This window comes from Streptomyces sp. NBC_01267, assembly GCF_036241575.1.
Lineage (GTDB): Bacteria > Actinomycetota > Actinomycetes > Streptomycetales > Streptomycetaceae > Streptomyces.
The window spans coordinates 2,169,716-2,188,591 of sequence record NZ_CP108455.1; the positions used below are offsets into that span (position 1 = coordinate 2,169,716).

Here is an 18,876-nt window from a genome sequence, read left to right on the forward strand (position 1 = left end):
CTCCCAATTGGTTTCGAGGGGCCGAGGAGTGGCCCTTGCCCCCGTTTGTACGTGGCATCGGATCAACGAATCGATCCTAGTGACGGGTTCCCGGACTCGGCAGACTCTTGACCGGCCGGTTCAGAGGGTGTCGAGCGCCTTCGTGTACTCGTTCAGGTCACGAGCGTCGGGCAGGCCGTTGACGACGGTCCAGCGGACGACGCCCTCCTTGTCGATGATGAAGGTGCCGCGCACCGCGCACCCCTTGTCCTCGTCGAAGACGCCGTACGCGCGCGAGGCGGCGCCGTGCGGCCAGAAGTCCGACAGGAGCGGGTACTCCAGGCCCTCCTGCTCCGCGAAGACGCGCAGCGTGTGGATGGAGTCGTTGGAGACCGCGAGCAGCTGCACGTCGTCGTTGACGAACTTCGGCAGCTCGTCACGGAGGGCGCACAGTTCCCCGGTGCACACGCCGGTGAAGGCGAAGGGGTAGAAGAGCAGCACGACGCTCTTCTCACCACGGAAGTCCGAGAGCCGAACCGTCCGGCCGTGGTTGTCCTTCAGCTCGAAATCCGGAGCCTTGGTGCCGACCTCGATCGCCATGAAAACGCATCCCTTCGGTGGGGCCATTCGAATGATGCCCAGCCTAGGCGCAGCCCCGGCGGCGGCGTACGCCCCCCGGGCAGCGCAGAGCCCCCGCCGGTGTGCACCGGCGGGGGCTCTCCTGGTTCAGGGCGACTCAGCGCTTGCCGGACCTTGCCACCTTCGGGGTGACCAGGCGGCTGCCCGTCCAGTCCTTACCCGCATTGATGCTCTTGGTCTGGGCCAGACCGGCGGTCTGAGATGCCTCGTTGATGTCGCTCGGCTCGACGTAACCGTCACGGCCGGTCTTGGGGGTCAGCAGCCAAACCGCGCCGCCGTCGTCGACCAGACCGATGGCGTCCACCAGCGCATCCGTAAGGTCGCCGTCCTCGTCGCGGAACCACAACACGACAGCGTCAGCCACGTCGTCGTAGTCCTCGTCGACGAGATCCAGGCCGGTGACGCTCTCAATACCCTCACGGAGTTCCTGCTCGACGTCGTCGTCGTAGCCGATCTCCTGGACCACTTGTCCGGGCTCGAACCCCAGGCGTGCTGCCTGATTGGTCCGCTCCTCCGCGTGGTCCGCGGTCGCGCTCACGGTTTGCCTCCTGATCGTTTTTGGGAAATGCACCAGCCACGCGCGGGCGCGGGGCGTTGGCGGTAGTCCACACGGGCGGGACCGATCGCGCAAGTACCCGGCCGCCGAGACAGCCTAAACGGTGACGTTTCCAGGCACCTCATCCCGACCTCAGGCAGGTTCGGAGGCCCTGCGGTGATTCATCCCACACCCTTCATCCGCTTTTGCGGGCATCTCCTGCGGACATCCGGGACACGCAGTGGGCCAATCGTGACTCGGCGGACTTCGGGAATGCTTGAGCGGTCCGGGCGTAAGATTGCGATTTGGCCGGACTCATCCACTGCCTTCGGACGGGATGTCTCACCGAGCGGCGGTTACCCCTCGGTACAGATGACGTTTGCGTCTTCGCGGTACACGATGGTGGCGGCGTACACCCGTATCGCACGACCACCCGTACTCGCACGACCGAACAGCGAAGGAACAGTGTGGCTTCCGGATCCGATCGCAACCCGATCATCATTGGCGGCCTTCCGAGCCAGGTCCCGGACTTCGATCCTGAAGAGACCCAGGAATGGCTCGACTCCCTCGACGCCGCCGTCGACGAGCGAGGCCGTGAGCGCGCCCGTTATCTGATGCTCCGTCTGATCGAGCGCGCGCGCGAGAAGCGTGTCGCCGTGCCCGAGATGCGCAGCACGGACTACGTCAACACGATCGCCACCAAGGACGAGCCGTTCTTCCCCGGCAACGAGGAGATCGAGCGCAAGATCCTCAACGCCACCCGCTGGAACGCGGCCGTGATGGTCTCGCGCGCCCAGCGTCCCGGCATCGGGGTCGGCGGCCACATCGCCACCTTCGCCTCGTCCGCCTCGCTGTACGACGTGGGCTTCAACCACTTCTTCCGCGGCAAGGACGACGGGCTCGGCGGCGACCAGGTCTTCTTCCAGGGACATGCCTCCCCCGGCATCTACGCCCGTGCCTACCTGCTCGACCGGCTCTCCGAGCAGCAGCTCGACGGATTCCGCCAGGAGAAGTCCAAGGCCCCCAACGGCCTCTCCAGCTACCCGCACCCGCGGCTGATGCCGGACTTCTGGGAGTTCCCGACCGTCTCGATGGGCCTCGGTCCGCTCGGCGCGATCTACCAGGCCCGGATGAACCGCTACATGGAGGCCCGCGGCATCGCGGACACTTCCAAGTCGCATGTCTGGGCCTACCTCGGCGACGGCGAGATGGACGAGCCGGAGTCGCTGGGGCAGCTCTCCATCGCCGCCCGTGAGGGCCTGGACAACCTGACCTTCGTCGTCAACTGCAACCTGCAGCGCCTCGACGGGCCGGTGCGCGGCAACGGCAAGATCATCCAGGAGCTGGAGTCGCAGTTCCGCGGCGCCGGCTGGAACGTCATCAAGCTGGTCTGGGACCGGAGTTGGGACCCGCTGCTCGCCCAGGACCGCGACGGCGTCCTCGTCAACCGGATGAACACCACGCCGGACGGCCAGTTCCAGACGTACGCCACCGAGAGCGGTGCGTACATCCGTGAGCACTTCTTCGGTGACGACCAGCGGCTGCGCAAGATGGTCGAGGGGATGACCGACGAGCAGATCCTGCACCTGGGGCGCGGCGGCCACGACCACAAGAAGGTCTTCGCGGCGTACACGGCGGCCAAGGAGCACAAGGGCCAGCCGACGGTGATCCTCGCCCAGACCATCAAGGGCTGGACGCTGGGGCCGAACTTCGAGGGCCGCAACGCGACCCACCAGATGAAGAAGCTGACGGCGGACGACCTCAAGCGCTTCCGGGACCGGCTGCACCTGCCCATCGCGGACAAGGAGCTGGAGGACGGCAACCCGCCGTACTACCACCCCGGCCGGGGCTCCGAAGAGATCCAGTACATGCACGACCACCGCAAGTCCTGCGGCGGGTACGTGCCGACCCGGGTGGTGCGCGCCAAGCCGCTGCCGCTGCCCGCCGACAAGACGTACGCGACCGCGAAGAAGGGTTCGGGGCAGCAGTCGATCGCCACCACCATGGCGTTCGTCCGGGTCCTGAAGGACCTCATGCGGGACAAGGAGATCGGCAAGCGTTTCGTGCTGATCGCCCCCGACGAGTACCGCACGTTCGGGATGGACGCGTTCTTCCCGAGCGCGAAGATCTACAACCCGCTCGGCCAGCAGTACGAGTCCGTGGACCGCGAACTGCTGCTCGCGTACAAGGAGTCGCCGACCGGCCAGATGCTGCACGACGGCATCTCCGAGGCGGGCTGCACCGCGTCCCTGATCGCTGCGGGATCGGCGTACGCCACCCACGGCGAGCCGCTGATCCCGGTGTACGTCTTCTACTCGATGTTCGGATTCCAGCGCACCGGCGACCAGTTCTGGCAGATGGCCGACCAGCTCGCGCGCGGTTTCGTGCTGGGTGCGACCGCCGGGCGTACGACCCTGACCGGCGAAGGTCTCCAGCACGCCGACGGACACTCGCAGTTGCTGGCTTCGACCAACCCGGCCTGTGTGGCCTACGACCCGGCGTACGGCTTCGAGATCGCGCACATCGTCCAGGACGGTCTGCGCCGGATGTACGGCGAGACGGCGGACGGCAGGCCCGGCGAGGACGTCTTCTACTACCTCACCGTCTACAACGAGCCGATCCAGCACCCGGCGGAGCCCGCCGATGTCGATGTCGAGGGCATCCTCAAGGGCATCCACCGCTTCAAGCAGGGTGAGAAGGGCCAGATCCCGGCGCAGATCATGGCGTCCGGGGTGGCGGTCCCGTGGGCGGTCGAGGCCCAGCGGATCCTCGCGGACGAGTGGAACGTGAAGGCCGACGTCTGGTCCGCGACCTCCTGGAACGAGCTGCGCCGCGAGGCCGTGGACGTGGAGCGGCACAATCTGCTCCACCCCGAGGAGGAGCAGCTCGTCCCGTACGTCACACGGAAACTCTCCAGCGCGGAGGGCCCGTTCGTGGCCGTGTCGGACTGGATGCGCTCGGTGCCGGACCAGATCGCGCGCTGGGTTCCCGGTGCGTACCAGTCGCTGGGCGCCGACGGATTCGGCTTCGCCGACACGCGGGGCGCGGCACGGCGCTTCTTCCACATCGACGCACAGTCGATCGTCGTCGCGGTCCTCACCGAACTGGCCAAGCAGGGCCGGATCGACCGCTCGGCGCTGAAGCAGGCCATCGACCGCTACCAGCTCCTGGACGTGACGTCCGCGGACCCGGGTGCGGCGGGCGGCGACGCGTAACGGGCCGGACCGTACGCGAGGGGGCGGCCGGGACCACGTGGTCCCGGCCGCCCCCTCCTTCTGCCTTCGGTCTCCGTCCGCCGTCAGTTCTCCCAGATCTTGAACGCCCTTACCTGGTACGGGGATCGGGGCAGCCACGTGCCGCCGCCCGGGTACGTCTCGAACTCACCCGTGTCCCCGCACTCCTGCGACTGGTACGTCGTGACGGGGCGTCCGGTGCGGTTGGCGAGGGATCCGACGGCCGTTCCCTTCGGGAGCGCCGTGCAGCTCTCGATGTCGAGGCCGGAGAGTTCGTAGGTCCGGCGGCTGCCCTTGAATTCGCCCTTCTCCCAGAGGCAGAGCTGGCCGGTCGCGCAGTCCCCCATCCGGGGCTGCGCGGCGGCCGGTGAGGTCTGCGGCGCGAGGACGGCGGCCGTCAGGATTCCGGCGGTGACGGTCGTACGGAGCAGGGCCCGGCGGGTGGCTTTCGTGGGCGTCGCGGCGTTCGTGGGCCGGGTGTTGCTCGTGGGCCGGGTGTTGTTCGTGTTCATGGTGCGTCCCCCGTGTCGTGCGGATCAGTTGACCGCAGCCTGGTCCGTGGCCCGGTACCGCCGGAAGGGGCCAGGGCGTACACCACCCTGATAGGCGACAGCCCCGCCGGAACGATCCGGCGGGGCTGTCGTGGCGCGAGGTTGACGTCAGATGTGGGCCGCGCCCGCGCCCGCTTCGGCGTTCTCGCCACGCTTGGTGAGCAGCGCGACGAAGATCGCCGCGGCGGCCACCACCGCGGCCACCAGGCAGGCCAGGCCCATGCCGGACATGAACGTGTCGTGCGCGACGGTGGTGATCTTCGCGGCGAGGTCCGCCGGTGCCTTGGGCGGCACCGGAGCCATGCCGACCTGGACCGCCTGCGAAGCCTGGTCCAGCTGGCCCGGACCGAACGGCGGAAGCTTGGCCGCCGCCCACTTCTCCGGCAGGGCGCTGTCGACCTTCGAGGCCATGACGGCGCCGAGCACCGCGGTGCCGAGGCTGCCGCCGATCTGCATACCGGCCTGCTGGAGGCCGCCCGCCACACCGGAGAGCTCCATCGGGGCGTTGCCGACGATGACTTCGGTCGCACCGACCATGACCGGTGCGAGACCGAGGCCCAGCAGCGCGAACCAGATCGACATGGTGAGGCCGGCGGTGTCGGTCTCCAGCGTGGACATGCCGTACATGGCGACGGCCGTCAACAGCATGCCGCCCGCGAGCGGGATGCGCGGGCCGAGCTTGGTGATCACCGCGCCCGCCAGCGGAGAGCCGACGATCATCATGCCGGTGAGCGGCAGGAGATGGAGTCCCGCGTCGACCGGACTCATGCCGTGCACGTTCTGCAGGTAGAACGTGACGAAGAACAGACCGCCCATGAAGGCGATGGCCATGAGCACCATCAGCACCACACCGGCGGACAGCGGCACGGAGCGGAACAGCGCCATCGGGATGAGCGGTTCCTTGACCTTCGTCTCCCAGAAACCGAAGAGGACGAAGCAGACCACCGAGACGACCAGGAACGTCCAGACCTTCGTGTCGCCCCAGCCCCAGGACGGGGCCTTGATGAGCGCCCAGACGAGACAGAACATGGCGGCCGAGAGCAGCAGGATGCCGAGGATGTCGAAGGACTTCGGCGCGTTCTCCGCGCGGTGGTCCTTGAGGATCAGCACACCCAGGACGAGCGCGGCCACACCGACCGGCACGTTGATGAAGAAGACGGACTGCCAGCTGACGTGCTGGACGAGCAGGCCGCCGACGATCGGGCCGCCCGCGGTGGAGGCGCCGATGACCATGCCCCAGATACCGATGGCCATGTTGAGCTTCTCGGCGGGGAAGGTGGCGCGCAGCAGCCCGAGGGCGGCCGGCATCAGGAGCGCGCCGAACAGGCCCTGGAGGACCCGGAAGGTGACGACCAGGCCCACGCTGTGGGAGAAGCCGATGGCACCCGACGCCGCGGCGAAGCCGACCACGCCGATGAGGAAGGTCTGCCGGTGGCCGAAGCGGTCACCGAGCTTGCCCGCGGTGATCAGGGATACGGCCAGCGCGAGGAAGTAGCCGTTGGAGATCCACTGGACCTGGGAGAAGGTGGCCCCGAGGTCCTTCTGGATGGCGGGGTTGGCGATCGCGACGATGGTTCCGTCGAGCGCGACCATCATCACGCCGATGGCAACGGAGAAGAGCGTCAGCCAAGGGTGGCCGCGGAGCCCCTTGGCCGGCGGTGCCGCAATATCCTGCGGCACCTTGTCGACAGTGGTCTGACTAGTCATACAAGTCAGAATAATGTCAGTCGCTGACAGTTGACCAACCATTTCGCCCGTCGGTAACTGTCAGGTAGCTCACAGGTAATCTATTCCCGCAAAACGGCGGAAAACGGAAAGAGGACCAGCAAGTGACGGTGGAGCAGACAGCACCCTCGACGCCCGACGCGCCGGGGGGACTGCGGGAGCGCAAGAAGCAGCGCACCCGCGAGGCCCTGCTGCGCGTCGCGCTGGAACTCTTCACGACGAAGGGGTACGAGCGGACCACCGTCGACGAGATCACCGAGGCCGTCCAGGTCTCCCAGCGCACCTTCTTCCGGTACTTCGCCAACAAGGAGGAGGTCGCCTTCGCGGTCCAGGACCTGGTGGAGTCCCAGTACTTCACGGCCCTGCACGCCCGCCCGCCGGAGGAGAGCCCGTTCGAGGCGATGCGCAACGCCGTGCTCGCGTCCTGGGACGACATCGGCCTGACGATCGAGGACGTCGTCCCCCTCGATCTGTATCTGCGCACCTTCCAGGTCATCGAGTCGTCGCCCGCACTGCTCGCCATCCATCTGCGCCGCTCCGCCGAGCTGGAGGACAAGATCGTCCACCTGATCGCGGCCCGCGAAGGACTCGACCTGGACACCGATCCGCGACCGCGGGTGGCCGTCGCCGCGTTCGACGGGGTGATGCGGGCGAGCGGCCGGGTGTGGGGCCAGGGGCAGGACGTCAGCATCGCCGCCATGCGGGAACTGACCGTGACCTACCTCGACCACTTCGGCCCGGCGCTCGCAGGGAACTGGCGTGCGACGGGCGCACACGGACTGTAGTCATCCGACTACATTCATGTTCTGAAACGTGAGGTACGTCACTGACTTCGCAAGCGCCGCTCCGCGTCTCCTAGGGTGGCGGGCAGTGACTTCCTTCGACTCCTCCCCCACTCTGACCGTCTGGCGCACGCTGCTCGCGCTCGCGGTGGTGTTCGTGATGCTGGCAACCACCGGCTGGACCGCCGTGCACCACCAGAGAACCGCCGGACCCCGCCAGGCCGCACTCACCGCCTGGGGCAAAGGCTCTCTGGCGGGGCACCCGCTGCCGCCGACGAGTGCGTCGCCGTACCGGCTGGCGCGCTTCTTCGCCGGGCTCACGGCTGCCGAGCGCAGCCGGCTCGCCGACCGCTATCCGTTGGTCGTCGGCAATCTGAACGGCGCCCCGGTGACCTTGCGTTACCAGGCCAACCAGGACGCGCTCCGCCAGGCACGCACCTCGGAGCGGCAGCGGCTGACCGATCCGTCGCTCAGCGAACTGGGCCATCAGGACGCCCGGCGCACGTACGACCGCTACACCGCACTGCTGCAGCCCGGCCGGCAGATCCTGGCGTTCGATCCGACCGGGACCGGCCGGGTGGCCGAGGTCATCGGCGATCTGCCGCGCGCCCGGCACATCTCGATCGTGGTGCCGGGCGTCGACACCAATCTGCTGACCTTCCAGAAGTCCAAGAACCCGTACACCGCTCCGGTGGGCATGGCGACCTCGCTGTACGCGGCCGAGCACAGCGCGGCCCCGGGTTCCCGGACCGCGGTCATCGCCTGGGCCGACTACACCACGCCCGTCGGGCTCGGCGTGGACGCGGCCATCGGACGGCTCGCGGCGGAGGGGTCCCTGCGGCTCCACGCACTCGTCGACGCGCTGCCCGGTGACGCGCCCGTCGCGCTGTTCTGCCACAGCTACGGTTCGGTGCTGTGCGGGGTCGCCGCCCATGACCTGCCCCCGCGCGTCACCGACATCGCCGTGGCGGGCAGCCCGGGGATGCGGGTCGAGAACGCGGGTCAGCTGGACACGGACGCCCGGGTGTGGGCGATGCGGGACAGCGACGACTGGATCCAGGACGTGCCGCACCTGGACGTCGGCGGCCTCGGCCACGGCGCCGACCCGGTCGCTCCCCAGTTCGGCGCCCGGATCGTCTCGGCCGGACAGGCGCACGGCCACACCGGCTATTTCGAGCCAGGTACCGAGAGCCTCCGCAACTTCGCCGCGGTGGGCACCGGCGAGTTCGACGCGGTCAGCTGCGCCAACGGCAGCGACACCTGTCACAGCTGACCGGTTGCGGACCGGCGGCCGGCGGGCCGCCGGCCGGGCCGGTCAGAGGGTGAGGAGCCGCCGGACGAGGTGGGCTGCGGTGTCGGGTCCGGTCTCCAGGACGACACGGCAGTGCGCACCGGGCTGCGGCGGATAGTCACGGAACTGGCCGCGCAGGTCGCAGATGGTCTGGCCGCGGCCGGGACCCCGGGTGTCGTCGACCACCACATCGACGACGGGCGCGAGGGTGGGCACCACACCTCCGACGGCGATGGCCGCGGCGAGGGGGTCGTGCAGGGCGCAGCAGCGGCGGCCGTAGGTGTCCCGGTGGAACTCGAAGTAGAGGTCGAGCATCTCGCCCAGGGCGGTCGGCAGCGGGCGGCCGGAGTCGAGCAGGAGCTGACGGTCGGCTTCTTCGAGGGTGTGCGCGAGGGTCACGTCGAGCGGGACGAGCGTGATGTCCCAGGGCGCGGCGAGGACCTCGGCGGCGGCCTCGGGGTCGTTGCCGATGTTGGCCTCGGTGACCGGGGAGACGTTTCCGCTCTGGTGGGCCGCGCCGCCCATGATGGTGATGTCCTTGACCAGCGAGGGCAGTTCGGGCTCCCGGCGGAGCGCCTCGGCGATGTTGGTGAGCGGGCCGGTGGTCAGCAGCCGCAACTTCCCCTGGTGGACGCGGGCGAGATGGATGATCAGGTCCGCCGCGTGCCGGGGGACGGCCGGCCGGGTGGAGTCGGGGACGGTGATGTCGCCTATGCCGTTGTGGCCGTGGATGTGCGGGACAGCACCGTTGTAGGTACCGGCCTGGGGATCGGCGGCGCCGACGGCGACGGGGATGTCGTCCCGGCCGGCCAGCTGGATGAGCGCCAGGGTGTTGCGGGCCGCCTGCGCGGAGTCGACGTTGCCGCTGACGGTGCCGACGCCGACCAGTTCGATCTCCGGGGAGGCCAGCAGGTAGGCGAGGGCCATCGAGTCGTCGATGCCGGTGTCGCAGTCGAAGTAGAGCGGCTGGGCTGTCATGGCGGTTCCTTGGTGTCGGTTGCGGATGGTGCGGGACCCGTCGGCGGGACGGGTCAGTCCTCGCGCCGGGTGATGAAGAGGCTGGTGGCCAGCGCCAGGACGGTGATACCCACGGAGATCCACAGGGCGGTGCTGTAGCCGCCGAGGGTGCCGCGGGTGGCGTACGGAGCGACGAGGCCGATGCCGATGCTCGCGCCGGTCCCGAAGGCGGCGCTGTTGAGGCCGGGCAGCGCCGCGGGCGCGTCCTTGGGTGAGTTGAGGACGCCCAGGCCGTTCAGCGTGGTCAGGACGAGGCCGTTGTACGTGATGCCGAGGAAGGCGACCGCCGCGAAGACGGTCCACTTCTGCAGCGGGAAGGCGGCGATCACGCACAGGCCCACGATGCTCAGTACGAGGCCGACGCGGAGGGTACCGAGCCAGCCCTTCCGGTCGGCCAGCCATCCCGCCATCGGGGCGGCGGCCAGGCCGATCAGCGCTGCCGGGGTGAGGAAGAGCAGGGACGATTCCGTGGCGGACAGGCCGAAGCCGGTCTCCGGGTTCTGGCTGATGACGACGACGGTGAAGTTGATGACCGCGAAGATCCCGGACAGGACGACGACGGTCGTCGCGATGACGGGCCACACCTCACGGGACTTGAGGTGGCTCAGGGCGATCAGCGGGGTGGTCCTGCGCCGCTCGATGAACCCGAAGGCGACCGCCGAGACGACGGTGCCCGCCAGGTATCCGAGGGTGCTCGCGCTGTCCCAGCCGTCGGCGAAGCCGTGCGAGACGAGATAGGTGACGCAGTACAGGGCGATCGACAGGGCGCCGGCGCCCCACCAGTCCATCCGGCCGGCCGTCACCGGCGGACCGTCCTTGGGCAGGACGAGGGCCACGCAGCCCGCCGCGGCGATTCCGACGACCAGGATGACGGCGAAGATCGACCGGTAGCCGAAGGCGTCGGAGAGCCAGCCGCCGAACAGGCCGTCCACACCGCCGACACCGCCGTTGATCGCGGTGATCACGCCGAGAGCGGCGGCGAAGACCTTCTTGCTGAGCCGCTCGTTGAGGACGACGTACGCGATCTGGAAGGCGGAGCTCGACGCACCCTGGAGGACCCGGCCGGTGAGCAGGACCGGCAGGTTCGGGGCGGCGATGCACAGGATCGTGCCGACGGTGGTCACGGCCAGGACCGCGAGGAGTATCCGGCGGCGCCCCCAGAAATCGCTGACGCGGCTGAGGACGACACCGCAGATCGCTCCGGCCAGGAAGAACAGCGAGGAGACCTGGGAGATGTCCCCCACGCTCCCCCGAGTGCCCGCGCCATCTCCGGCAGTGCGGGGGTGATCATGCTGGCGTTCAACTGGTAGGCGATGACGCTCAGCAACAGCGCCGCCACGAGAGCGGTCACCTTCCCCCCTTGCAGGGGTGCTTTTCCACCGTTTTCCAGCTGGTTTGCGTCTCTGAGTCCTGGACTGCCTGTGTTCACAAGGAACCTCATCGTTACATTGAGTCACACTGTTGGCTGATGTGAGATGTTATACCTCTCGGTCCGACATGCGTCTAGTGTGTGAATTCTGGTTAGATGGAGCCGACTACCAGCCCGTAGCGAAGCGAGGTGTGCCTTGGCTGTCACCGTCGACGGTTTTCTGGCCGAGCCCATGACCGTTCCCGTCGGACAGCCGCTGCGGGTGGCGGTCTACTCGCGCCTCGCGCACGGCATCCGCGACCAGGTCTTCCCCCTGGGCTCGGCCCTGCCCAAGGAGGTCGACCTCGGCGTCGCCCTCGGGGTGAGCCGCACGGTGGTGCGGGAGGCGCTCATGCTGCTGGAGGAGGACGGGCTCATCCGCACCCGTCGCGGGGTGGGACGCTTCGTCAGTCAGGTGCTTCCGCGTCCGGGCCTGGAGCAGCTGCAGCCCTTCGAGGACACGCTCGCCACCCCTGGACAGCCCGTGCGCCAGGAGCGCGTGGAGATGGCCCTCCAGCGGACCACCGACTTCGTCATGAACGGCCTCAAGCTCGACGAGGACAGCAACACCTGGTTCTGCGAGACCCGCCTGCTCCGCGGCGAGGAGCCGCTGGCCCTGGTCCAGGAGCACATCCCGGCCGGTTCGGACCTCCGCGACCTCTCCCCCGTGGTGGCCGCCCGCATGCAGGAGCTGCACGACACCGACCGCACTCTGCTCAGCGCCATGACGGGCATGCTCGGCCCGGTCTTCGGTCCCGGCGAATGCACGGTCACGGCGGGCATCGCCGGAGCCACCCGCGGCAAGCTCCTCGGACTGCGCCCGTCCGATCCGGTCCTCGTCCTCACGCAGACCGCGATGTTGGCCGGAACCCCGGCCTATCTGGCCAAATACCTCGTCGCCCCCACCAGTGACCCGCTCTCCATCCTCCAGCAGCCGCAGCCCGGCGCTGCCCCCACGCGCCCCTGAAGGCAACCGCGGTCAGCCTGGTCCCGGGCGCTCCACGCGCGTGGACCCCAGGTGAATCAGGTACGGCGCCGAGGGGCGACGCGCGGGCGCACGCCCCCTACGATGTGGCACATGGGTGATGTGCTGGCCGGAAATCAAGCCACCTGGGAGTTCGCGAGCGACTCCGTGCTCATCCGCTTCGAACGGGGGATTCGCACGCCGAAGCTCTTCCAGGCGCTGCGTCAGCGACGCATCCCCCACGAGGCGTTGGAGTCCGTGACGCTGACGGGGGGCAGACGCGGGACGGTGATCCTGCGCGCGGTGCCACGCGTGGGCGCCGACCCCTTGATGGAGGCGGCCTCCGGGCAGCTGAAGGAGGGGTGCGACCCGTACCGCCTGGTGCTGCCCGCGGCGCGGGAGCCCCAGGCCTCGTACTACGCCGAGGAGTTGGCCACCCGGCTCGTGCCGGAGGCGAAGGAACCGGCCGAGCGGTTCCTGGTCGCCGCGCCCGAGGCGCCGCGCCACTTCAAGGCGTACGACGGCAAGGCGTCCTTCGACGGCGCGCAGGTCTCCTTCCGGTGGTCCCGGACAGGCGCGTCGTCCGCCAAGTGGAAGTGCGGCGACCAGAACTTCCCCGTGTCGGAGCTGACCGGTGTCGACTGGCGCTCCCCGGATGCCGTCGACGGCTACCTGCGGCTGCGGCGGCACGGCGAGGACGGTGTGGAGCAGGCGGATCAGGACCCCTCGGCGGTCGTGTTCGGCCTCGGTTACGGACCGGTGCACGAGTCGCTGCCGTTCGCCGCAGCCGTCCTGGGGGCGGCCCGCCACTCACGCCCGGCGCCGGTGCCCGCCGCCGCCGGGCGGTGCGGTCCCGCGGAGATCGCGGAGCGCATACGGCATTTGAGCGAGCTGCACCACTCCGGCCTGGTCACCGACGACGAGTTCACCGCGAAGAAGGCGGACCTGCTCGCCGAGTTGTGACGGCCCGGTGCACGACAGCGAGCGTGCTCCCCGCCGTACGCCCGCCCCACGCCGGAGGGGGCCCGCACACCACGGGCCCCCTCCGGTTCCGGTCCGGTCCGATCCTGTCCGGCTACTCGCGAGCCGCCGAGGTCGACGACATGTCCGGGTAGCGGTCGCCCTTGACCTGTGCCGCGATCGGCTCCAGCAGGGCCAGTTCCCCGTCGGTCAGCCGGAGCCGGGTGGCGCCGGTGTTCTCCAGCAGCCGACTGCGCTTACGGGTACCGGGGATCGGCACCACGGTGAGCCCGTGCACCTCGGCCCGCTGCTGCACCCAGGCCAGGGCCACCTGCGCGGCGGTCGCACCGTGCGCCGCGGCGATCTTGTGCACGGGTTCGAGGAGCGCCGCGTTCGCCGCGGCGTTGTCGCCGGTGAAGCGGGGCTGGAGCTTGCGGAAGTCGCTGCCCGCCAGGTCCTTGGACGCGTCCGCGAACGCCCCGGTCAGGAAGCCGCGCCCCAGCGGGGAGTACGGCACGACGGCCACCCCGAGTGCGGCGGCGGCGCCGACCAGGCTGATCTCCACGTCCCGGCTGAACAGCGACCACTCGGACTGCACGGCGGTGATCGGGTGCACGGCGTGGGCCTCGCGCAGCTCCGCCCCGGTCACCTCGCTCAGCCCCAGGTACTTGACCTTGCCCGCCTTGACCAGTTCGCCCATCGCTCCGACGGACTCGGACAGCGGCACCTCGGGGGTACGGCGGTGCATGTAGTAGAGGTCGATCACGTCGACGCCCAGCCGGCTCAGGCTGCGGTCGACGGCCTGCCTGATGTACGCGGCGTCGTTGCGTACGCCCCGGTAGTGCGGGTCGTCCGGGCGCCGCTCGACGGCGAACTTGGTGGCCAGGGTGATCTCGTCGCGGTGGGCGGCGACGAACGGCGCCAGGAACGTCTCGTTGGCGCCCTCGCCGTAGATGTCGGCCGTGTCGATCAGGGTGACGCCGGCCTCGACCGTGGCCTCCAGGGTGTCCCGGGCCGCCGCCTCGTCCGTGTCCCCGTAGAACTCGCTGATGCCCATGGCACCGAAGCCCTGTACACCCACTTCGGGTCCGTCGTGGCCCAGCCGTACCTTGGCGATCTTCTCGATGCTCATCGGGTTCAGACCCTCTCCGACGCCCGCTGGGCGTCCGTATAAGTGCCGATCTTGAAGTCGAGTACGGAGAGCGTGTCCTGGAGCTCCGCGATGCGTGCACGCACATCCGTGCGGGTCTGCTCCAGCAGTTCCTTCCGCGCCTCGGCGGTGCCCTCGCCCTCACGGACGAGTTCCGCGTACCGGACCATGCTCGCGACCGGCATTCCCGTCAGCCGCAGCTTGCCGACGAACGAGAGCCAGTCCAGGTCGTGATTGGTGAAGCGCCGCTGGCCGGTGTGCGACCGGTCGATGTGCGGCATCAGCCCGATCCTTTCGTACCAGCGCAGGGTGTGCGCGGTGAGACCGGTGAAGGCGACGGCCTCGCTGATCGTGTACTGGTCCTGGCCGTCGGGGCGACGGCCCACCACCGGCGGGGCCACGCAGAGGTCCTCCCTGGCGGACTCGCGCACGGCCTCGGGAACGGTGGCGGTCACAGTCATGCGGTCCCAGCTCCTTCATCCTCGCAACGACCTCAACGCTAATTGCCTGGAGTGCACTCCAAGCAAGCGGAACCGCGCAGAACTTCCTGGCCAGGTCCCGCACCGAGCCGTTAGCCTGCCGGACCATGAGCACCATCCGCCGCGCGACACCCGACGACGCCTCCGAACTGGTACGCCTGCGCAAGATCATGCAGGACTCCCTCTCCCCGGCACCGGACCCCGACGTCAGCTGGCAGCCCGCCGCCGTCGAGACGCTCCGCAAGAGGCTCGCCGATCCGACGGGCGATCTCACCGCGTTCGTCGTCGACCGGCCGGACGGCGGACTGGCGGCGTGCGTGGTCGGCACCATCGAGTACCGGCTGGGCGGCCCCGGCAATCCCCACGGGACGTCCGGTTACGTCTTCAGCGTCGCCACCGACGAGGACATGCGCCGACGCGGCTTCTCCCGGGGCTGCATGGAAGCGCTGCTCGGCTGGTTCCGGGAGCGCGGCGTCCCCAAGGTGGATCTGCGCGCCTCGTCCGACGGCGAGCCGCTGTACACCTCGCTCGGATTCGTCCGGACCCCCGATCCGGCGATGCGGCTGACCTTGCGGTGAGGCACGTACACCGGGGTCGTTAGGCTCGTTCCCCATGAAGAGTCTGGCGATGACCGAGAACTGGCCGGTACCCACGGTGGCCGCTGCCGTCGTACGAGCGGACGGCGCCCTCGCCGGTACGCACGGCCCGACCGGACGCCGCTTCCCGCTCGCCTCGGTCACCAAGCCGCTCGCCGCCTACGCCGTGCTCGTGGCGTACGAGGAGGGCGCGATCGAACTGGACGAGCCCGCAGGTCCCCCCGGCGCCACCGTCCGGCACCTGCTCGCCCACACCAGCGGGCTGGCCTTCGACGAGCAGCGGGTGATGGCGGGCCCCGGTGAGCGCCGCATCTACTCCAACGCGGGCTTCGAGGCGCTCGGCGACCACCTCACCCGGGCCACCGACATCCCCTTCGCGGACTACCTCCACCAGGCGGTGCTCGAACCGCTCGGGATGGTGTCGACCTCGCTGGACGGCTCCCCCGCCAAGGACGCCGTGTCGAGCGTGGACGACCTCGCCCGGTTCGCCGCCGAGCTCCAGGCACCGCGCCTCCTCGACCCGCGCACCGTCGCCGAGGCCACCTCGGTGGTGCACCCCGGGCTGAAGGGCGTCCTGCCGGGCTACGGTCTGCAGAACCCGAACGACTGGGGCCTCGGCTTCGAGATCCGCACCACCAAGTCCCCGCACTGGACAGGCAGTTCGTCGTCCCCGCGCACCTTCGGCCACTTCGGCCAGTCGGGCACCTTCCTCTGGGTCGACCCGGACGCGGGGGCCGCCTGTGTCGCCCTGACCGACCGCGACTTCGGGCCGTGGGCGATCGATGCCTGGCCGCCGTTCACGGACGCGGTACTCGCGGAGGTCCGTACCGTACGGTGACGCGTCACGCCCCGGCCGTCCCCGGCACGGGCGCGTCGGCCGCTTTCGCGGCCAGACACTCGAACCACACCGTCTTGCCGCACCCGTCGCGGCGCAGCTCCACACCCCAGCTGTCGGTGAGAGCGGCGACCAGGAGCAGCCCGCGCCCGCCCTCGTCGAGCTCATCCCCCATGACCACGCAGGGCAGTCGGGGCGAACCGTCCGCGACCTCGACCCGCACGCCCCCGGCCGGAAGCAGCAGGATGCACGCCTGACAGCAGCGGCCGGGGACGTGCCGTACGACGTTGGCGATCAGCTCGGTGAGCGCCAACTCGGCCGCGTCGGCCACTTCCAGCAGGTCCCAGCCGGTGAGGTACAGGCGCAGGAGGCGGCGCAGGTGCCGCGCCGAGTGCTCGTTCACCGCGAGGGCAGCGCGGTAGATCTCCTCAGCGGCGTCCGCCGACAGACCAGTTACGTCATTCATGACCCCAGAGTGCAACGCTTCGATTACGCTCGGCCACGAACTGAACCGAACGCCGCGAGGCGTTGCAGGCCGGAGGTGCCCGTCGTGGCCAACATCCACTCGCTCGACCCCAGCGCTTCCCCGTTGGACTACTACGGCTGGGAGCTCCGCCGCCAGCGCGAGGCCAACAACCTCAGACAGGCTCAGCTCGGCGACATCATGTTCTGCACGGGCTCCCTGGTCGGCCAGGTCGAGACCACGAAGAAGATCCCCACCCGCGACTTCTCCGAACGGGTGGACGCGGCACTCGGCACGGACGGGACGTTCTCCCGGCTGGTCGGCCTGGTCCTGCGGAGCCAGTTGCCCACCTGGTTCCAGCCGTACGCGGAGATGGAGGCCCGCGCGGCGTACATCTCCACGTACCAGGCGCAGTTGGTGTACGGGCTGCTTCAGACGGAGGAGTACGCGCGGGCCCTGCTCGGCGTCGACCACCCGGGCAAGGTCGACGAGATGGTGGCAGCCCGGCTGGAGCGTCAGCGAATCCTGGAGGGCGAGAATCCGCCTGCCCTGTGGATCATCCTGAGCGAGGCCGTACTGCTCCAGGAGGTCGGCGGACGGGACGTCATGCGCAGGCAACTGGCCCGCCTGTTGAAGTTCCGGGACGATCCGTGGGTGCAGATCCAGGTTCTTCCGTTCTCAGTTGGCCAACACACTGCGATGATGGGCTCGTTCACACTTCTTCGGCTGGACGATGACCCCGACCTCTTCTATGTGGAGAGCTACGACCAGGGGCACATGACGGCCAATCCTCAAGTGATCAAGGAGCGTTCGGTCGGTTACGCTCGCCTGCAAGCCACTGCCCTCTCCCCCGAGGACTCGGCGACACTGATCGCTCGCGTGATGGAGGAACGTTATGGGGACCCGTCATAACCTGACCGGAGCGCACTGGCGCAAGTCGTCGTACAGCGGCACCAACGGCGGCGAATGCGTGGAGTGCACCGTGACCGACGGCGCGGCGTGGCGTAAGTCCAGTTACAGCGGAAGCACCGGCGGCGAATGCGTCGAGGTGGCCGACGGCCTCCCCGGCGCCGTCCCGGTCCGGGACAGCAAGAACCCCGCCGGACCCACCCTGTTCATCCACGCGGGAGCCTGGCAGGCCTTCGTGGACGGGCTCCGCTAGGACCTCGCGGACGACAGGACTAGGACCAGCCCTAAGGCTTCCGCCCGTTACGCCGCCATGGCGCCTCGCCTAGCGTCCGTGCCATGGATACGACCGGCATTCTCGACGAGGCGCTTCAGCGACTGCACACTTCAGGGCCCGAGCGGCTCGGGCGGCTCACCAATCACGCGCCCATGGCCGTCGAGGCCCTGGCCGCGCACGGTCGGGCCGGCTCGGTGCACCGGTGGCTCGACCTGTACGCGCCCAAGCTTGAGGAGTTCCCGTCCGGGATCGAGCCGGTCACGGCCGCCAACTGGCGCTCGGCGCTGGGTGATTCGCGCCGCGCCGCCGACTGGATCGACTACTTCGGCCGCGAGATCGCCGAGCGCCCCTGGCGCGACGTGCTCACCGCGTGGTGGCCCCGTCTCCTGCCCGGCATGTACGGCGGCTCGACCCATCCGGTGATCCGGGTGGGACACTCCGTACGCACTCTTCTGACCAGCGAGGAGACCGAGCCGCGGCTGCTCGAACTGGCCCATGGCCTCGGTTACTGGGCCGCCCGTTACCACCCCGTCGCGGACCACCTCGCCGCGCTGCCCGGCGCCGACAGCGCAGCCGCCGCCCTCGACGCGGTGGCACCGATCGCCGACCAGGAGGGCGGCTTCGCCGACCGGTTCAGCCGCGTCACGGGCATGCCGGTGTGGGCAGCCGCGATCACGGACTCGGACGAAGCACGCAGGCGCCTCACCGAGCTGGTGCAGGCGGCCACCCACCGGTACGCCACTCACGGCCACGGCGAGGAGACGATGCTGGTCCACGCGGCCACAGCCCCCAACGCGGTGCTGCGCACCCTGCCCGCGCTCCCGCAGTCCCTGTGGGTGCCGAGCCTGCGGGCCGCCTGGACGGCTTCCGCGGCGGTGACCGCGATGTACGCATCCACGGCCCCGGTCGCGTACGTCCCGCCGGGCACCGTCACCGCCGAAGAGGTCTTCGAACGGGCGCTGGCGCACGGCGACGAACATGTCATCAAGCTGACCGACACGGCCCTCGACATCGGCGACGAACGGGCCCTGGCTGCGGCTCTGCGCTCCATCGAGCTGAGCGAACCGCTCGTATAGGCGCGGTCCT

General features: G+C 69.5%; 19 protein-coding genes. 10 read left to right on the forward strand and 9 right to left on the reverse strand.

Features of this window, described 5'->3' with window-relative positions:
• Window positions 1-120 precede the first annotated feature (120 nt).
• Window positions 121-579, reverse strand: coding sequence for a peroxiredoxin (locus OG709_RS10015; protein ID WP_250304141.1), 459 nt, complete (start codon window positions 577-579; stop codon window positions 121-123).
• A gap of 136 nt (window positions 580-715) precedes the next feature.
• Window positions 716-1,156 carry a DUF3052 domain-containing protein gene (locus tag OG709_RS10020; protein ID WP_250304138.1) on the reverse strand — a complete coding sequence of 147 codons (441 nt, stop codon included), beginning with the start codon at window positions 1,154-1,156 and terminating at the stop codon, window positions 716-718.
• A gap of 464 nt (window positions 1,157-1,620) precedes the next feature.
• Here OG709_RS10020 and aceE point away from each other — a divergent pair, with 464 nt between their 5' ends.
• On the forward strand, window positions 1,621-4,368 hold the full coding sequence (aceE, locus tag OG709_RS10025) for a pyruvate dehydrogenase (acetyl-transferring), homodimeric type (RefSeq protein WP_250304136.1): 2,748 nt from the start codon (window positions 1,621-1,623) through the stop codon (window positions 4,366-4,368).
• A gap of 83 nt (window positions 4,369-4,451) precedes the next feature.
• Here aceE and OG709_RS10030 read toward each other — a convergent pair whose 3' ends face one another.
• On the reverse strand, window positions 4,452-4,898 hold the full coding sequence (locus tag OG709_RS10030) for a peptidase inhibitor family I36 protein (protein WP_250304134.1): 447 nt from the start codon (window positions 4,896-4,898) through the stop codon (window positions 4,452-4,454).
• A gap of 147 nt (window positions 4,899-5,045) precedes the next feature.
• Window positions 5,046-6,644, reverse strand: a complete 1,599-nt coding sequence (locus OG709_RS10035; protein ID WP_266643334.1) for an MFS transporter — start codon at window positions 6,642-6,644, stop codon at window positions 5,046-5,048.
• Between the two features lie 122 nt (window positions 6,645-6,766).
• On the opposite strand from OG709_RS10035, the gene OG709_RS10040 reads away from it, so the two are divergent.
• Both OG709_RS10040 and OG709_RS10045 read left to right on the forward strand, forming a co-directional pair.
• A complete protein-coding gene (locus tag OG709_RS10040) occupies window positions 6,767-7,447 on the forward strand; it encodes a TetR/AcrR family transcriptional regulator (RefSeq protein WP_374211343.1) in 681 nt (226 codons plus the stop codon).
• A gap of 85 nt (window positions 7,448-7,532) precedes the next feature.
• A complete protein-coding gene (locus OG709_RS10045; RefSeq protein WP_329165695.1) occupies window positions 7,533-8,717 on the forward strand; it encodes an alpha/beta hydrolase in 1,185 nt (394 codons plus the stop codon).
• A gap of 42 nt (window positions 8,718-8,759) precedes the next feature.
• Here OG709_RS10045 and OG709_RS10050 read toward each other — a convergent pair whose 3' ends face one another.
• Together OG709_RS10050 and OG709_RS10055 are read right to left on the reverse strand one after the other, a co-directional pair.
• Complete coding sequence (locus OG709_RS10050; RefSeq protein WP_250304129.1) at window positions 8,760-9,713, reverse strand: nucleoside hydrolase; 954 nt, start codon at window positions 9,711-9,713, stop codon at window positions 8,760-8,762.
• Between the two features lie 53 nt (window positions 9,714-9,766).
• A complete protein-coding gene (locus OG709_RS10055) occupies window positions 9,767-10,996 on the reverse strand; it encodes an MFS transporter (protein WP_329165698.1) in 1,230 nt (409 codons plus the stop codon).
• A gap of 321 nt (window positions 10,997-11,317) precedes the next feature.
• Between OG709_RS10055 and OG709_RS10060 the strand changes: the two genes are divergently transcribed.
• Together OG709_RS10060 and OG709_RS10065 are read left to right on the forward strand one after the other, a co-directional pair.
• Complete coding sequence (locus OG709_RS10060; RefSeq protein WP_250304124.1) at window positions 11,318-12,127, forward strand: GntR family transcriptional regulator; 810 nt, start codon at window positions 11,318-11,320, stop codon at window positions 12,125-12,127.
• A gap of 111 nt (window positions 12,128-12,238) precedes the next feature.
• Window positions 12,239-13,087, forward strand: coding sequence for a DUF4429 domain-containing protein (locus tag OG709_RS10065; RefSeq protein WP_250304123.1), 849 nt, complete (start codon window positions 12,239-12,241; stop codon window positions 13,085-13,087).
• A gap of 112 nt (window positions 13,088-13,199) precedes the next feature.
• Here the strand turns inward: OG709_RS10065 and OG709_RS10070 are convergent, their stop codons facing one another.
• Both OG709_RS10070 and OG709_RS10075 read right to left on the reverse strand, forming a co-directional pair.
• A complete protein-coding gene (locus OG709_RS10070) occupies window positions 13,200-14,216 on the reverse strand; it encodes an aldo/keto reductase (protein ID WP_250304120.1) in 1,017 nt (338 codons plus the stop codon).
• 5 nt (window positions 14,217-14,221) lie between these two features.
• On the reverse strand, window positions 14,222-14,695 hold the full coding sequence (locus OG709_RS10075; RefSeq protein ID WP_250304119.1) for a MerR family transcriptional regulator: 474 nt from the start codon (window positions 14,693-14,695) through the stop codon (window positions 14,222-14,224).
• 125 nt (window positions 14,696-14,820) lie between these two features.
• Between OG709_RS10075 and OG709_RS10080 the strand changes: the two genes are divergently transcribed.
• A complete protein-coding gene (locus OG709_RS10080; protein ID WP_250304118.1) occupies window positions 14,821-15,291 on the forward strand; it encodes a GNAT family N-acetyltransferase in 471 nt (156 codons plus the stop codon).
• A 34-nt stretch (window positions 15,292-15,325) separates the two neighbouring features.
• A complete protein-coding gene (locus OG709_RS10085) occupies window positions 15,326-16,147 on the forward strand; it encodes a serine hydrolase domain-containing protein (RefSeq protein ID WP_250304117.1) in 822 nt (273 codons plus the stop codon).
• A gap of 4 nt (window positions 16,148-16,151) precedes the next feature.
• Here the strand turns inward: OG709_RS10085 and OG709_RS10090 are convergent, their stop codons facing one another.
• Entirely contained in the window at window positions 16,152-16,610 is a 459-nt protein-coding gene (locus OG709_RS10090) for an ATP-binding protein (RefSeq protein WP_329165700.1), read from the reverse strand.
• A gap of 84 nt (window positions 16,611-16,694) precedes the next feature.
• On the opposite strand from OG709_RS10090, the gene OG709_RS10095 reads away from it, so the two are divergent.
• The 3 genes from OG709_RS10095 to OG709_RS10105 all read left to right on the forward strand — a co-directional run bounded on the left by OG709_RS10095 (window position 16,695) and on the right by OG709_RS10105 (window position 18,866).
• On the forward strand, window positions 16,695-17,519 hold the full coding sequence (locus OG709_RS10095) for a helix-turn-helix domain-containing protein (protein ID WP_250304114.1): 825 nt from the start codon (window positions 16,695-16,697) through the stop codon (window positions 17,517-17,519).
• The gene (locus OG709_RS10100; RefSeq protein WP_329165702.1) at window positions 17,503-17,769 is read left to right on the forward strand and encodes a DUF397 domain-containing protein; all 267 of its coding nucleotides are present in this window, start codon (window positions 17,503-17,505) and stop codon (window positions 17,767-17,769) included. The genes OG709_RS10095 and OG709_RS10100 overlap by 17 nt, the downstream gene beginning before the upstream one ends.
• 83 nt (window positions 17,770-17,852) lie before the next feature.
• Window positions 17,853-18,866 carry a questin oxidase family protein gene (locus OG709_RS10105; RefSeq protein WP_329165704.1) on the forward strand — a complete coding sequence of 338 codons (1,014 nt, stop codon included), beginning with the start codon at window positions 17,853-17,855 and terminating at the stop codon, window positions 18,864-18,866.
• The last annotated feature ends 10 nt before the right edge of the window (window positions 18,867-18,876 follow it).